The organism is Streptomyces sp. PSU-S4-23, assembly GCF_055632315.1.
The window spans coordinates 4,087,860-4,103,278 of the sequence record NZ_JBVMUU010000002.1 but is presented as its reverse complement, the minus strand read 5'-3'; the positions used below and the strand labels follow the sequence as shown (position 1 = coordinate 4,103,278).

The 15,419-nt window shown below is 72.8% G+C and carries 13 protein-coding genes; 10 read left to right on the top strand and 3 right to left on the bottom strand.

Translation table 11 applies throughout. The features are described from left to right. Nucleotides 1–73 precede the first annotated feature (73 nt). The 7 genes from ACZ79I_RS18730 (at nucleotide 74) to ACZ79I_RS18700 (ending at nucleotide 7,561) form a co-directional block, all read left to right on the top strand. Entirely contained in the window at nucleotides 74–1,258 is a 1,185-nt protein-coding gene (locus tag ACZ79I_RS18730) for an acyltransferase family protein (RefSeq protein ID WP_471505057.1), read from the top strand. A 10-nt stretch (nucleotides 1,259–1,268) separates the two neighbouring features. Beyond that, nucleotides 1,269–2,774 (top strand): sensor histidine kinase, encoded by a 1,506-nt coding sequence (locus ACZ79I_RS18725; RefSeq protein WP_471498659.1) that lies wholly within the window; start codon nucleotides 1,269–1,271, stop codon nucleotides 2,772–2,774. Beyond that, complete coding sequence (locus ACZ79I_RS18720) at nucleotides 2,771–3,448, top strand: response regulator (RefSeq protein WP_471498658.1); 678 nt, start codon at nucleotides 2,771–2,773, stop codon at nucleotides 3,446–3,448. The genes ACZ79I_RS18725 and ACZ79I_RS18720 overlap by 4 nt, the downstream gene beginning before the upstream one ends. A 102-nt stretch (nucleotides 3,449–3,550) precedes the next feature. After that, nucleotides 3,551–4,894, top strand: coding sequence for a sensor histidine kinase (locus tag ACZ79I_RS18715; RefSeq protein ID WP_471498657.1), 1,344 nt, complete (start codon nucleotides 3,551–3,553; stop codon nucleotides 4,892–4,894). Beyond that, nucleotides 4,891–5,565: a response regulator gene (locus tag ACZ79I_RS18710; protein ID WP_471498656.1), complete on the top strand. Its 675-nt coding sequence runs from the start codon at nucleotides 4,891–4,893 to the stop codon at nucleotides 5,563–5,565. Before ACZ79I_RS18715 ends, ACZ79I_RS18710 begins: the two co-directional genes overlap by 4 nt. Nucleotides 5,566–5,638: 73 nt before the next feature. Further along, nucleotides 5,639–6,859 carry a cytochrome P450 gene (locus ACZ79I_RS18705; RefSeq protein WP_471498655.1) on the top strand — a complete coding sequence of 407 codons (1,221 nt, stop codon included), beginning with the start codon at nucleotides 5,639–5,641 and terminating at the stop codon, nucleotides 6,857–6,859. Nucleotides 6,860–6,946: 87 nt separating this feature from the next. Then, on the top strand, nucleotides 6,947–7,561 hold the full coding sequence (locus ACZ79I_RS18700; RefSeq protein WP_471498654.1) for a Uma2 family endonuclease: 615 nt from the start codon (nucleotides 6,947–6,949) through the stop codon (nucleotides 7,559–7,561). 7 nt (nucleotides 7,562–7,568) lie between these two features. Here ACZ79I_RS18700 and ACZ79I_RS18695 read toward each other — a convergent pair whose 3' ends face one another. Further along, nucleotides 7,569–9,179: an ABC transporter permease gene (locus ACZ79I_RS18695; protein ID WP_471498653.1), complete on the bottom strand. Its 1,611-nt coding sequence runs from the start codon at nucleotides 9,177–9,179 to the stop codon at nucleotides 7,569–7,571. Then, on the bottom strand, nucleotides 9,176–10,105 hold the full coding sequence (locus ACZ79I_RS18690) for an ABC transporter ATP-binding protein (protein ID WP_471498652.1): 930 nt from the start codon (nucleotides 10,103–10,105) through the stop codon (nucleotides 9,176–9,178). The genes ACZ79I_RS18695 and ACZ79I_RS18690 overlap by 4 nt, the downstream gene beginning before the upstream one ends. A gap of 103 nt (nucleotides 10,106–10,208) precedes the next feature. On the opposite strand from ACZ79I_RS18690, the gene ACZ79I_RS18685 reads away from it, so the two are divergent. Further along, a complete protein-coding gene (locus tag ACZ79I_RS18685; RefSeq protein WP_471498651.1) occupies nucleotides 10,209–10,709 on the top strand; it encodes a GbsR/MarR family transcriptional regulator in 501 nt (166 codons plus the stop codon). A 269-nt stretch (nucleotides 10,710–10,978) separates the two neighbouring features. On the opposite strand, the gene ACZ79I_RS18680 is transcribed toward ACZ79I_RS18685, so the two are convergent. Further along, on the bottom strand, nucleotides 10,979–11,875 hold the full coding sequence (locus tag ACZ79I_RS18680; protein WP_471498650.1) for a diacylglycerol kinase catalytic domain-containing protein: 897 nt from the start codon (nucleotides 11,873–11,875) through the stop codon (nucleotides 10,979–10,981). A 194-nt stretch (nucleotides 11,876–12,069) separates the two neighbouring features. On the opposite strand from ACZ79I_RS18680, the gene ACZ79I_RS18675 reads away from it, so the two are divergent. Together ACZ79I_RS18675 and ACZ79I_RS18670 are read left to right on the top strand one after the other, a co-directional pair. After that, the gene (locus tag ACZ79I_RS18675) at nucleotides 12,070–13,353 is read left to right on the top strand and encodes an adenylosuccinate synthase (protein ID WP_471498649.1); all 1,284 of its coding nucleotides are present in this window, start codon (nucleotides 12,070–12,072) and stop codon (nucleotides 13,351–13,353) included. 211 nt (nucleotides 13,354–13,564) lie between these two features. Beyond that, complete coding sequence (locus tag ACZ79I_RS18670; RefSeq protein WP_471498648.1) at nucleotides 13,565–15,373, top strand: bifunctional metallophosphatase/5'-nucleotidase; 1,809 nt, start codon at nucleotides 13,565–13,567, stop codon at nucleotides 15,371–15,373. Nucleotides 15,374–15,419: the final 46 nt, after the last annotated feature.

The following is a 15,419-nucleotide window of genomic DNA, read 5'->3' as shown; positions in this document are numbered from 1 at the left end:
CCGGCCCCGGCACACGCCCCCCACCACGCGCCCGGCTCCCCTCACGCCCGCCAGGGCCACCCCGCGTACGGCACTGAACGCCCTCCGCGCCGGCGCCCGCCGCGTCGACGACGCCACCCCGGCGGGGAGGGACCGGGCGGTCGACGCCCTGCGGGCCCTCGCGATCCTCGGCGTCGTCCTGGGCCACTGGCTGGTGACCGCCCTGGTCGCGGACGGCGGGACCCTGCGCACCGAGAGCCCGCTGCACTACATGCCCTGGCTGGCCCCGGTCTCCTGGGCGTTCCAGACGCTCGCCGTGTTCTTCCTGGTGGGCGGCCATGTGGCGACGAAGGGGTACGCCTCGGCGCGTGCCCGGGGCGTCCCGTACGGGCCGTGGCTGCGCACCCGCCTGGCCCGGCTGTTCCGGCCCGTCGCGGCCCTCCTGGCGCTGTGGGCGGTGGCGGCCGGCGGCCTGCTCGCCGCCGGCGCGGACGCCGGCACGGTCCGCACCCTGGTGAAGCTGGCCCTGTCGCCCCTGTGGTTCCTGCTCGTCTTCGCGGCCCTGACGGCGGCCACCCCGCTGCTCACACGTCTCAACCCGCTGTGGCCGCTGGCGGTCGTCCTCCATGTGGACCTCGTCCGCTTCGGACTCGGCGGCCCGTCCTGGCTCGGCTGGGCGAACCTGGCGGCGGGCTGGCTGGTGCCGTACACGCTGGGCGCGGCCTGGACGCGCGGCGAACTGGAGGGGCGCCGCGCGGGCTGGGTGCTGCTGGCGGGCGGCGCGGCGGCGACGGCCGGGCTGGTGGTGTGGGCGGGCTACCCGGCGTCGATGGTGGGCGTCCCGGGCGCCGCGGTCTCGAACCTCGACCCGCCGACGCTGGCCGCCGTCACCTTCGGCCTGGCCCAGTGCGGGCTGGCCCTGCTGCTGCGGGAACGGCTGCGCCGCGCGTTGCGCCGGCCGCTGGCCTGGGCGGGGGTGGCGCTGGTGAACCTCTCGGCGATGACGATCTTCCTGTGGCACCAGACGGCCCTGATGGCGACCACGGCGACGGGCCTCCTCGCGGGCCGCCTGCCCGGCCTGCACACCACCCCCGACGACCTGGCCTGGGTGGCGGCCCGCCCGGTCTGGCTCCCGGTGTTCGCGCTGGGGCTCGCGGTCTGCTGGTCGGCCTTCCGCACCCATGAACAGGGACAGCGCCGGTCCGGTGGCCGCCGGTCCCGTGTGGTCGCCGTCCACAGGTCCGGCACCGCGGGCGCGAAGGGCACCGGCGGTGTCTAGGGTTGGCGGGATGGCCGACCGGACGCACGAGGAGCGGCACGGGGACCCGGGCCGCGGCGGACCCTCGGGCGCACCGGGCCGCGGTCCCTGGCCTCCGGCTGCCGCGGCTCCCGCCGGCGCGCGGGCCTCGTCGGTCCTCCGCGGCCTGAGGAGGCTGCCGCGCATCCTGCGCGACGACCTGTGGACGTTCGCCCCGGCCCCGCTTCCGCCCCTGTCACGCCCGCGTCGGCTGCGCCGCGCGCCCCACGTCCTGTTCTGCGCGATCGCGCTCGTCCTGGCGTTCGGGGCCGCGGGAGAGCAGAGCGACACCTACCGTCTGGGCCTCGGGTTCACCCTGGCGATCGGTCTCGCGCAGGGCGGGGCGGTCGCGCTCGCCCTGTGGCGTCCGCTGCCCGCCTGGTGGCTGACCCTGGCGGCGTTCGTGGTGTCCGCGCAGACCGGCCAAGTCGCCGGGGGCGCCGTCTCGCACCCGCACGCGCCCCCGGCCTCGGTCCCGGCCTCGGTCCCGGCCTCGGTCCCGTCCCCGGACCGGCTCCCCGACCCGCCGCCGTGGCCCTGGACGGGATCGGGCGTCCTGGCGTGCGCCCTCGTGCTGTTCCTGCTCGCCCTGCGGGTCCCCACCCGGGTCAGCGCCGGGGTCCTGGCGCTGACCGCCGTGACGACGTACCTGGTGGAGGGCGTCGAGGGCGGGAAGTCGTTCTCCCCGACGGGGCTGCCCGCTGTGGTGATCTACGCGGTGGTCCTCCTCTTCGGCGCTGCACTGCGCGGCCGCCGCGAGGCCCGGACGCAGCTCGTCGAGCTGACCACCGTCACCGCCGAGGAGCGTGCCCGCCGCACCCTCCTGGAGGAGCGCAACCGCATCGCCCGCGAGCTGCACGACGTGGTGGCCCACCATATGTCGGTCATCTCCATACAGGCCCAGGTCGCCCCGCACCTGGTGGAGAACCCCTCCGCCGAACTGAGGGAGAACCTGGAGGGCATACGCAAGAACGCCCTGGAGGCCCTGACCGAACTGCGCCGTGTCCTGGGGGTCCTGCGCTCGGAGAACCCCGCCGACCCCTACGGCATCGGCAGCGGCACCGGCGCCGCCCCCGACTCCCCGCAGCCCACCCTCGACCGCCTCGGCGCCCTGGTGGAGAACACCCGCGCGGCCGGCGTGGAGGTGCTGACCGGGATGACCGGCGAGGCGCGCCCGCTGCCGCCCGGCGTGGAGCTGTCCGCGTACCGGATCGTCCAGGAGGCCCTCAGCAACGCCCTGCGGCACGCCCCCGGCTCCACCGTCCGCGTCGAACTCGCCTACGGCCCGCGTGGCCTGGAGATACGGGTCGTCAACTCCCGGCCCGCGCGCCCGGCCCCGCCGTCCCCGGGCGCCGGCCACGGTCTGCTCGGCATGCGGGAGCGCGCCGCGATGCTCGGTGGCACCCTCGTCGCGTCCGAGACGGCGTCCGGCGGATTCGCCGTGGCGTGCTTCCTTCCCAGCCCCCAGGACCCCCCGACAGGAGTGGAGAACCGATGACGAGCAGCGGCGCCATCCGGGTAGTGATCGCCGACGACCAGATGATGGTCCGGCAGGGCTTCACGGTGCTGCTCAACGCCCAGCCCGACATCCGGGTCGTCGGCCAGGCCGTCGACGGGAAGGACGCGATCGCCCAGGTCGCCGAACTGGCCCCGGACGTCGTCCTGATGGACATCCGCATGCCCGAGCTGGGCGGCATCGAGGCGACCCGCCGCATCACCGAGGCCACCGGGCACCCCAGGATCCTGGTGCTCACCACCTTCGACCTCGACGAGTACGTCTACGACGCGCTGCGCGCCGGTGCCTCCGGCTTCCTGCTGAAGGACGCCTCCGCCGACCAGCTCGCCGAGGCGGTACGGGTGGTGGCGGCGGGCGACGCGCTGCTCGCGCCCGGCATCACCCGGCGTCTGATAGCCGAGTTCTCCCGCCTCGGCGCCAGGCCCCGCGGCCCGCTCAGGGCGCGGATCGGCGACCTCACCGAGCGGGAGACCGAGGTGCTCGCCCTCATCGCGCAGGGCCTGTCGAACGCGGAGATCGCCGGGCACCTCGTCGTGGCCGAGCAGACGGTGAAGACCCATGTGGGCCGCATCCTGGTGAAGCTGGGCCTGCGCGACCGCACCCAGGCGGCCGTGTTCGCCTACGAGTCGGGGCTGGTGCGGCCGTCGGGCCACTGAGCGCGGCGCACCGGCCGCCGCCCGTAGTACTTGAGACGGATCCCCGAGGACCCTCCTCACCGGTGACGACGGCGGCGCCCGCCTCCGCCTACCGTTTCCGGTGTGACCGAGACGACCCGGACGCGGACGGCACCGGACGGTGCGTTCCGCTCGTACACGACGCGCAGCCCGGAGTACCGGGCGGCCGTGGAGGCCCTGCGCGGGCTGCGGCAGGAGCTGTTCCACGACGCGTTCGCCTACCGCCCGCTGCCCCGCAGGGGCGCCGACGGCCCGCTGGGCAGGCGGCTGTCCGGCCGCATGCGGGGGTACGCGGCCTGGGCGCCGCACGCCGTGGTGGCGGGGGCCGGACTGCTGGCGATGTCCGTCGGCTGGCGGAGCACGGACGGCGGCCCGGCGGCGCCCGTGGCCGGCCTGCTGGTCCTGATCCCGGTGCTGCTGACACTGGTCCGCCCGGTGGGCGCCTTCTGGCTGTCCCTGGCGGCGACCTCGGTCTCGTCGGCGTTCGCCGGGACCTTCGGCGACTGGCCCTGGCAGCCCGGCAGCTTCGTCTCGCACCTGACGGTGCTCACCGTGGTGGCCGTGCGCACCCGGCCGCGCACGGCGGCGTGGATGTGGGTGGTCACGGCGGTCTACGGCTTCGCCGCCGAGACCCTGTTCGGCTACCACTTCGACAACAACTCGGCGCCCATGCTCGTGTCGTCCGCCCTCGTGCTGCTGGCGGTCAGCGTCTGGCACATCCGCCGGAGCGCCGCGCAGGAGGTCACCGCCCAGCAGACGCAGACCGCGCACGAGCGTTCCCGGCGGACTCTGCTGGAGGAGCGCACCACGATCGCGCGCGAACTGCACGACGTGGTCGCCCACCACATGTCGGTGGTCGCCATTCAGGCGGAGGCCGCGCCCTACCGCGTGGAGAACCCGCCGCCGGAGCTGGAGAAGGCGTTCGCCACCATCCGGGAGAACGCGGTGGCGGCGCTGACCGAGCTGCGTCGCGTCCTGGGCGTCGTACGGGCGGAGGACTACGAGGCCCCGGACGCCCCGCAGCCCACCCTGGCCGACCTGGACGCCCTGCTGGCGAACGTGCGGGAGGCGGGCCTGAGCGTCGGCAAGGCCGTCACGGGCGCCGTGCGTGAACTCCCGCAGGGCGTCGAGCTGTCGGCGTACCGGATCGTCCAGGAGGCCCTCAGCAACACGCTGCGGCACGCGCCGGGCGCCACGGCCCGGGTGGAGATCGGGTATGTGCTCGGCGGGCTGGGCCTGCGCATAGTCAACGGCCCGCCGCCGCACGTCGCGCTGGAGAAGTCGACGCACGGCGCCGGGCACGGCCTCACCGGGATGCGCGAGCGGGTCTCCATGCTGGAGGGGGAGATGACGGCGGGGGCGACGGACGACGGAGGGTACGAGGTGACGGTGTTCCTGCCGGTGGCCACGGCGGAGGACCCCGAGTGACGAACGGCACCATCCGGGTGGTGATCGCCGACGACCAGATGATGGTCCGGGAGGGCTTCTCGGTCCTGCTGGGGGCGATGCCGGACATCGAGGTCGTCGGGGAGGCGGTCAACGGACGCGAGGCGGTCGAACGGGTCCGCGAACTGGCCCCGGACGTCGTCCTGATGGACATCCGCATGCCGGAGCTGAACGGCATCGAGGCGACCCGGGAGATCGTCGCCGCGGACGCGTCGGCGAAGGTGCTGGTGCTCACCACCTTCGACCTCGACGAGTACGTGTACCAGGCGCTGCGCGCGGGAGCGTCCGGTTTCCTGCTCAAGGACGCCTCGGCCCGCCAGCTCGCCGACGGGGTGCGGGTGGTGGCGGCGGGTGAGGCGCTGCTGGCCCCGTCCGTGACCAAGCGGCTGATCGCGGAGTTCTCGAAGCTGTCCGAGGAACCGCGCCTCGCGCCGGCCACGCGGGCGGCGTACGGCGATCTGACCGAGCGGGAGACGGAGGTCCTGGTCCTCATCGCGCAGGGCCTGTCGAACGCGGAGATCGCCGGGCGGCTGGTGGTGGCCGAGTCGACGATCAAGACGCACGTCAGCCGGATCCTGGTGAAGCTGGGGCTGCGGGACCGGACACAGGCGGCGGTGTTCGCGTACGAGGCCAGGCTGGTGACACCGGGCTGACCCGCCGGGGCCCGGACCGCGGCGGCCGGGGCACGTCTGGCCAGACCCGGGGAGGCCGGGCTAGCGTCCCGTCATGGCAGCCCGACCCCACCTCGCGTTCGACCCCTGGGACCCGGCGTTCGTAGCCGACCCCTACCCCGTCTACGCCGAGCTGCGCGCGCGGGGCCGCGTGCACTACTACGAGCCCAGCGACCAGTGGCTGGTCCCGCACCACGCGGACGTGTCGGCGCTGCTGCGCGACCGGCGCCTGGGCCGGACCTACCGGCACCGGTTCACCCACGAGGACTTCGGCCGTACGGCCCCGCCGCCCGAGCACGAGCCGTTCCACACGCTCAACGACCACGGCATGCTCGACCTGGAGCCGCCGGACCACACCCGCATCCGGCGGCTGGTGTCGAAGGCGTTCACCCCGCGCACGGTCGAGCGGCTCGGGCCCTATGTGCACGCGCTGGCCGGCGACCTGGCGTCCCGTCTGGCGGAGGCGGGCGGCGGCGATCTGCTGACGGACGTCGCCGAGCCGCTGCCGGTCGCGGTGATCGCCGAGATGCTGGGCATCCCGGAGGCGGACCGCGCGCCGCTGCGCCCCTGGTCGGCGGACATCTGCGGGATGTACGAGCTGAACCCGTCCGAGGAGACGGCGCGCAGGGCCGTGCGGGCGTCCGTGGAGTTCTCCGCCTATCTGCGGGAGCTGATCGAGGAGCGCCGCAGGAGGCCGGGACCGGACCTGATCTCGGGCCTGATCGCGGCGCACGACGAGGGCGACCGGCTCACCGAGCAGGAGATGGTCTCCACCTGCGTGCTGCTGCTGAACGCCGGTCACGAGGCCACGGTGAACGCCACGGTGAACGGCTGGTGGGCGCTGCTGCGCCACCCGGACCAGCTGGCGGCGCTGCGCGCGGACCACTCCCTGGTCCCGTCCGCCGTGGAGGAGCTGATGCGCTACGACACCCCGCTGCAGCTCTTCGAACGCTGGGTCCTCGACGAGATCGAGATCGACGGAACGGTGATCCCGCGGGGCGCGGAGATCGCGATGCTGTTCGGCTCCGCGAACCACGACCCCGCGGTGTTCGACGCCCCCGGGCGCCTCGACCTGGCCCGCCGGGACAACCCGCACATCTCCTTCAGCGCCGGCATCCACTACTGCATCGGCGCCCCGCTCGCCCGCATCGAGCTGACGGCGTCGATGACGGCGCTGCTGGAGCGGGCCCCGACCCTCCGTCTGGCGGCGGAACCGGAACGGAAGCCGAACTTCGTGATCCGGGGGGTGAAGGGGCTGGAGGTGGAGATCGGCTGATCACCCGTTCGGATGATCATGCGCTGATCCGGAGCGAGGGGTCGCTGGGGCCCGGCAGGCTGGTGTGCGCCTGCGGAGGGAGGCACCATGACGGTTATGGCAGAGCGCGCCTTGTCCATGGCAGAACACCCGTCGCCTCAGATGTCCGTGGACGTGTTCGAGCGGATCGCCGAATTCGCCGCCCACGAGGACGAGACCGTCAGGTTCGAGTTCATCGACGGACGGATCGGGGTCAAGAAGGTGACGAACGGCAACCACGGCGAGATCACGATGTGGTTGGTCTTCCAGTGCAAGCAGGCGCGTTCCGAACTCACCCTTTACACGACCCAGGGCCTGAAGGTCGAGGCGTACCGGAAGGGCCGGGCCCGGCCCGACGCGGTGCTGGCGCCCGTGGGGCACTTCAAGGACCAGGGCGACTGGGCCGATCCCGACGGGGTGCTGATGGCGGTCGAGATCACCTCGTACGACTCGGACACCCACCAGCGTGACCGCGTGGAGAAGCCCCGGGCCTACGCCGAGGCCGGAATCCCGGTCTACCTGCTGATCGACCGGGACAACCGCACGGTCCTCGTGCACTGCGACCCCGACCCGGCATTCGGGTACCACACCATCCACACGACGAAGCTCGGCGAGAAGGCGAGTATCCCCGCACCCGTCGACATCGATCTCGACACCGGCGAGCTGACGGCCTTCGCCGACTGAACGCGCCTCACGTCGTCAGGTCCCGCCTCCGCAGCCCCACCAGCCCCCCGGCCACCATCACCACCGCGATCCCGGTCAGCGTCAGCACCGGCCCCCAGGCCATCTCCCCGCCCGGCAGTTTCGGCAGATGCCCGTACGGCGACAGGTCCAGCACGGTCTGCGGAGCGTCGAGCGCGGGACCGATCCAGCCGATCAGCAGGGCCGCCCCGGCCACGGCCCACGCCGCCACCCCGGCCCGCGGCAGCACGCCGTACAGCAGGACCGCCAGGCCGCCGATCACCCACACCGCCGGCAACTGGGCCAGGCAGGCGCCCAGGATCGGGCCGGCCTCCCCGCCGTAGCCCGCCGCCATGCCCAGGCCCGCCAGCAGCATGATCAGCACGGAGCCGCCGAAGGCGATCACCAGATGGCCGGCCGCCCAGCGCAGCCGGCCCACCGCGGTCGCCAGCACCGGCTCCGCCCGTCCCGACGTCTCCTCGCCGTGCAGCCGCAGCACCGACGCCACGATGTACAGGGCCGCGACCAGGCCCATGATGCCGACGATCGCGGCGAGGAACGCGTCCGTCAGTCCGGACTGGCCGCCCATGCGCTGGAAGATCTCGCGGGCCTTCTCGTTGTCGCCGACGAGGTCCGCCGCTCCCTGTGTCATCCCGCCGTAGACGACCCCGCCGAGGAAGAAGCCGATGCTCCAGCCCAGCACGCTCCCGCGCTGCAGCCGCCAGGCGAGGGCCTCGGCCGAGCCCAGCCGGCCCATGGCCGGGCCCGGACGAGTCGGCAGGAAGCTCATGCCGAGGTCGCGGCGGTCGGCGAGGGTGTAGGCCGCCCAGGACTGGATCAGCGCCGCGGCCGCGAACAGCAGCAGCACCCACCAGCGCTCGCCGGCGTAGGGCCGCTCGTTCTCCAGCCAGCCCATCGGGGAGAGCCAGGTCATGACGGACGAGCCGTCGTTGGCCGCGGCGTCGCCCGCCGCGCGCAGGACGAAGGCCGCGCCCAGCCCGGCGGCGGTCAGCCCGCGCGCCAGCCGTGCGCTCTCGGTGAGCTGCGCGACGATGGCCGCGAGCGTGGCGAACGCCATGCCCACCCCGGCGATCCCGAGCCCCAGCGCCAGCGCCCCCGCGGCGCCCTGGGCGGCGAGGCCCGCGGTGACCAGCAGGGCGAGCAGGAGGTTGGCGGTCAGCGCCGTGGACAGCGCCGCCGTCAGCGGGGCGTGCCGGCCCACCATCGCCGACGAGATCAGCTCCTGCCGTCCGCTCTCCTCCTCGTCCCGGGTGTGCCTCACCACGATGAGCAGGCTCATGACCGCGGCGAGCAGTCCGGCGTAGACGCCGACGCGCCAGGCGGTGAGCGCGCCGATCGACTGGCCGAAGACGGGCCCGACCATGGCGCGCAGCGAGGTGTTGGCGGACATCTGCGCCGCCAGTTCGGCGCGTGCGGCCGGCGTGCCGTACAGCCCCTTGAGGGTGTTGGGCATCGACAGCACCATCAGCGCGTTCACCGCGACCCACACCGGGATCATCACCCGGTCGCGGCGCAGGGCGAACCTGAACAGCGTTCCCGTACCGGCCAGCGGGCGGGATCCCCCGTCCCGTACCGCGAAGGCCGACGCCACGGCGGTCATCGGGACACCGCCTCCCCGGCCTGCTCGGCTCCGGCGGCGGGCGGCTCCTCCTGGTAGTGCCGCAGGAACAGCTCCTCCAGGGTGGGCGGCGTCGACGTCAGCGACCGCACGCCCGACTCGCTCAGCGACCTGAGCACGCCGTCCAGCTTGTCGGTGTCGACCTGCAGCCGGACGCGGTGGCCCCGGACGTCGAGGTCGTGCACGCCGGGCAGCCCGGACAGTCCGTTGGGCGGTGCCGCGAGCTCGGCGGTGACGCTGGTGCGGGTCAGATGGCGCAGATCGGCGAGCGAGCCGCTCTCGACGGTGCGGCCGTTGCGGATGATGCTCACCCGGTCGCACAGCTCCTCGACCTCGCTGAGGATGTGGCTCGACAGCAGGATGGTCCGGCCGCGCTCGCGTTCCTCCTCGACGCAGCGCTGGAAGACCTCCTCCATCAGCGGGTCGAGGCCCGATGTGGGCTCGTCGAGGATGAGCAGGTCGACGTCCGAGGCGAGGGCGGCGACGAGGGCGACCTTCTGCCGGTTGCCCTTGGAGTACGTGCGCCCCTTCTTGGTCGGGTCCAGTTCGAACCGCTCGACCAGTTCGTCCCGGCGCCGCTGGTCGAGGCCGCCGCGCAGGCGCCCGTACAGGTCGATGACCTCGCCCCCGGAGAGGTTGCGCCACAGCGTCACGTCCCCGGGGACGTACGCGACCCGGCGGTGCAGTTCCACCGCGTCCGCCCACGGGTCGCGGCCGAGCACCTGGGCGGCGCCGGAGTCGGCGCGCAGCAGGCCCAGCAGGACCCGGATGGTGGTGGACTTCCCGGCGCCGTTCGGGCCGAGGAAACCGTGGACCTCGCCGGCCTCGACGTCCAGGTCGAGACCGGCGAGCGCATGCGTCCTGCCGAAGGACTTGTGGAGTCCCACGACGGTGATGGCCTTCGTCATGCTTCAGAAGGTACGCTTGTTTCAGAAACTTGTGAAGTTAAGGAAGCGTATAAACCACGGATACACTCAGGGCGGGCAGGCGAGCAGGGGAGATGATCGGGAGATGAGCGGACCGAGCGCGGTGGGGCGGGACCCGGAGGCCGTCTCGAAGTTCGTGGAGGGCTTCGCGGCGCAACTGGTCGAGGCCGGGATGCAGCGCATGCCCTCCCGGGTGTTCGCGGCCCTGCTGGCCTCCGACTCCGGCTCCCTGACCGCCGCCGAACTCGGTGAACGGCTCCGGGTCAGCCCGGCCGCCGTCTCCGGCGCGGTGCGCTACCTCGCCCAGCAGCACATGGTCTCCCGGGAGCGCGAACCCGGCTCGCGCCGCGAGCGGTACCGGGTCAGCAGCAACCAGTGGTACGAGGCGCTGACCAACCGCGACGCGGTGCTCAAGCGCTGGGAGCACGCCCTGCGGGACGGGGTCGACAGCCTCGGCGCGGCCACCCCGGCGGGGCGGCGCCTGTCTGAGACCCTCGCCTTCTTCGAGTTCATGGAAGGCGAGATCGCCCTGATGATGGAACGCTGGCGCCTCCACCGGGAGAAGCTCTACGGCGAGGGCGGCTGAGCGCCGGGGCGTACGGCGAGGGCCGGGCGCCGACGCACCGGAGCCGCGCCCTCTGCGCCCTCAACCCCGGACACGCCCCCCGCCCTCACACCCGGCCGCGCTCTCCGCGCCCTCCGCGCCCTCACACCCTGGGCACGTCCCCCGGCCCTCACGCCGGTCCGCGCTCTCCGCGCCGGGGCCGCGCCCTTCGTGCCCTCACGCCCTGGGTAGGTTCCCCGGCTCTCACGCCGGTCCGTGCCGTCCGAGTCGGGGCCGTGCGCTTCGCGCCCTCACACCCCGGACACGCCCGTGGCGGGCAGCGTCAGCCTCCATGCCGCTTCCCTCACCACCCACGTCCGTGTCCGCACCGGACCCGCGACCACCGCGTCCGCCCGGTACCGGAAGTCCGCCCCGGACACGGTCACCTTCCGCCCCGACGCGCGCAGCGCCGTCGCCTCGGCCCCCACCGAGACCGGCCGCACCTCGACCTCGGCCACCCCCGGATTCCCCGGCGCCACGCACACCCCCTCCACCGGCTGGTCCAGGTCCACCAGCGTCACGCCGTCGACCTCGACCCGCAGCCGGGACGGCCCGGGCCCGGACGGGGCCGAGAGCCGGGGCGGGCGTGCCGCCAGCGTCCGCACCAGCGACCGGCGCATCCGCAGCCACGGCCCGGGGGCCGGCGAGGGCTCCGCGCCGGCCGGCGAATCACGGCGTCCGGACGGCACCGGCGCCGAGGCCGGAGCCGGCGCGGCGGCCGGGAGCGAGGGAATCCGCAGGTCCCCGAGCACCAGCCCGTCGCTGTCGTCCACCAGCAGATCCAGCCGCCGCTCCACCCCGTCCAGGACGGCCCGCGCCGCCGCCACCGCCCCCGTCGGCACCCCCAGGGACCGGGCCAGTGACAGCGCGGCCCCGACCGGGACCATCGACAGGCCCGTCGTGCCCAGCTCCCGCCGCCGGTGCAGCAGCGTCACCGCGCGCAGCAGCGCCCGGTCGTCGCCCACGACCACCGGCCGCCGCGATCCTCTGCGCGCCAGCGCGCGGGCGAATTCCTCCGGCCCCTCGGGGAGGCATATCTTCGTGGCCGCACCCGCGCTGAGCACGTCTTTCGCGATCCGTACCGACTCACCGTCACTGTGACGAGCGACCGGGTCGATGACCACCAGCAACTGGTCGGAAGTCGCCACCTCGGTCCTGCCTCGCTTCCTCGGGTAGCATCTTTGTGCAAGAGCCCCTTGCGCTATTGCGCCAGGGGCTTCGTCTATTCCGGGGCATCCGGTCCGACGGTTTGCGGCCAACGATGGTCGCGGTGCACGCGGCGGTGGACCTCCGCGTGCTCCCCTGACCCTGGACATGCCCCGCCCGGAAGGGGTGTACGCGCGTGCCCGCACTTGTGCTGCTCGGTGCTCAGTGGGGTGACGAAGGCAAGGGAAAGGCCACCGATCTGCTCGGTGGTTCGGTGGACTATGTGGTGCGCTACCAGGGTGGCAACAACGCGGGCCACACGGTGGTCGTGGGTGACCAGAAGTATGCCCTCCACCTCCTCCCTTCCGGAATCCTCTCGCCCGGATGTACGCCCGTCATCGGCAACGGCGTCGTCGTCGACCCGTCGGTCCTGCTCTCCGAGCTGAGCGGTCTGAACGAGCGTGGCGTCGACACGTCCAAGCTCATGATCAGCGGGAACGCACACATCATCACGCCGTACAACGTGACGGTCGACAAGGTGACCGAGCGCTTCCTCGGGAAGCGGAAGATCGGCACGACCGGCCGCGGCATCGGCCCGACGTACGCCGACAAGATCAACCGGGTCGGCATCCGGGTCCAGGACCTGTACGACGAGTCGATCCTGATGCAGAAGGTCGAGGCGGCCCTCGACGTCAAGAACCAGATCCTCACCAAGCTCTACAACCGGCGCGCGATCGCCGTCGAGCAGGTGGTCGAGGAGCTGCTGGGCTACGCCGAGAAGCTGAGGCCGTACGTCGCCGACACCGTCCTGGTCCTCAACCAGGCGCTGGAGGACGGCAAGGTCGTCCTCTTCGAGGGCGGCCAGGGCACGCTGCTGGACATCGACCACGGCACGTACCCCTTCGTGACCTCGTCGAACCCCACCGCGGGCGGTGCCTGCACGGGCGCCGGCGTCGGCCCGACGAAGATCAGCCGCGTCATCGGCATCCTGAAGGCGTACACCACGCGCGTCGGCTCGGGTCCCTTCCCGACCGAGCTGCTGGACGAGGACGGCGAGGCGCTGCGGCGCATCGGCGGCGAGCGCGGTGTCACCACCGGCCGCGACCGCCGCTGCGGCTGGTTCGACGCGGTGATCGCCCGCTACGCGACCCGGGTCAACGGCCTGACCGACTTCTTCCTCACCAAGCTCGACGTCCTCACCGGCTGGGAGCAGATCCCGGTCTGCGTGGCCTACGAGATCGACGGCAAGCGCGTCGAGGAACTGCCCTACTCCCAGACGGACTTCCACCACGCGAAGCCGGTCTACGAGTACCTCCCGGGCTGGCAGGAGAACATCACGAAGGCCAAGACCTTCGCCGACCTCCCCAAGAACGCCCAGGACTACGTCAAGGCGCTCGAGGACATGTCGGGCGCGCCGATCTCGGCGATCGGCGTCGGCCCGGGCCGCGACGAGACGATCGAGATCAACTCGTTCCTCTGAGGCGTGCGTCGCCCCGCGTGTGGCCCCGCGACCCGGTCGCGGGGCCACACGTCGTGCCGCTCCGTTCCGGCGAGGGGCCGCGCTGACGCATCCTTGACCCGGACATGGCTTGTTCCTGGTTCCCGGTGGGGCGCGGTGAGGCCACGCTCTACGCGTGTAGTCCCGCACGGCTCGCCCATCCGCCCCCTCGCGCGCGACCCAGGAGACCCGTATGCCCGTCAGCCCCATGAACCGCCGCGCGTTCATGCAGAAGTCGGCCGTCACCGGTGCGGCCGTGGCCGCGGCGGGGACCCTCGCGGCCGCCCCGGCCCGGGCGGCCGAGCGGAAGCCCGAACACGGGCACCGCACCTGGTCGTTCTCCATCCTGGGCACCACCGACCTGCACAGCCACGTCTTCGACTGGGACTACTACAAGGACGCCGCCTACAGCGACAAGGCCGGCAACTCCGTCGGCGTGGCCCGCGTCGCCACGCTCATCAGGCAGCAGCGGGAGGCCAAGGGCGAGCACCGGGTGCTGCTCGTCGACGCCGGCGACATCATCCAGGGGACCTCCCTGGCGTACTACTACGCCCGCGTCGATCCGATCACCGGCGCCGACGCCCCCGAGCACCCGATGGCGGTCGCCATGAACGCCATGCGGTACGACGCCGCCGCGCTCGGCAACCACGAGTTCAACTACGGCATCGAGGTGCTGCGGAAGTTCGAGGAGCAGTGCCGCTTCCCGCTGCTGGGCGCCAACGCCCTCGACGCCAGGACCCTCAGGCCCGCCTTCCGGCCCTACACCGTGAAGCGGATCCGCGTGCCGGGGGCCCCGGACATCAAGGTCGGCATCCTGGGCCTCACCAACCCCGGTATCGCGCTGTGGGACAAGGACAACGTCAGCGGCAGGATGGTCTTCCCCGGGCTCGTCGAGCAGGCGAGGAAGTACGTGCCGCGGCTGCGCGCCCTCGGCTGCGACGTCGTCTTCCTGACCGACCACTCCGGGCTCGACGGGTCCTCCTCGTACGGCAGTGAACTCCCGTACGTCGAGAACGCCTCCAACCTCGTCGCCGAGCAGGTCCCCGGCATCGACGCCATCCTCGTCGGCCACACCCATGTCGAGGTCCCCTCCTACACGGTCAAGAACCAGGAGACCGGCAAGGACGTCGTGCTGTCCGAGCCCTACTGCTGGGGCATGCGCCTGACCGTCTTCGACTTCGAGCTCGAACTTTGCCACGGGCAGTGGAAGGTGACCGGCACCACGGCGCAGACCCTCGATCCGAAGGACGCCGAGGAGGACCCGGAGATCACCCGGCTCCTCAAGGCCGACCACGACCTCGTCGTGCAGTACGTCAACACCCCCGTGGGCACCTGCACCCAGGACCTGTCGGCGGCCGAGTCCTGCTGGAAGGACGTCCCCGTCATGGACTTCATCCACGAGGTCCAGACGAAGGCCGTCGCGGCCGGGCTCTCCACCGCCGACGCCGCCCTCCCGCTGATCTCGGTGGCCGCGCCCTTCAGCCGCAGCGCCGACATCCCCGCCGGGAGCGTGACCATCAAGGACATCGCCGGGCTCTACATCTACGACAACACCCTGTACGGCAAGAAGCTCACCGGCGCCCAGCTCAAGGACTACCTGGAGTACGCGGCGAAGTACTACCACCAGGTCCCGGCCGGCACGAAGGTCGACACCGCGACCCTCACCAACGCCGACAACTTCCGGGACTACATGTACGACACGGCCGCCGGCGTCGACTACGAGATCGACATCGCGCAGCCCGAGGGATCGCGGATCAAGAACCTCACCTACAAGGGCGCGGCCGTCGCCGACGACCAGGTCTTCGTGGTCGCCGTCAACAACTACCGCGCCAACGGCGGCAGCGGCTACCCGCACATCGCCGCCGCCGACATCGCCTACAGCTCCACCAACGAGATCCGCCAGCTGATGATCGACTACGTGACGTCCAAGGGCACCCTGGACCCGGCGGACTTCGCGGACGCCAACTGGCGGCTGACACAGGACGGGACGCCGGTGTTCTAGCCGCAATGCCGGGACGTCGGGGCAGTGGGCCGTCCGGCGGCGGTGA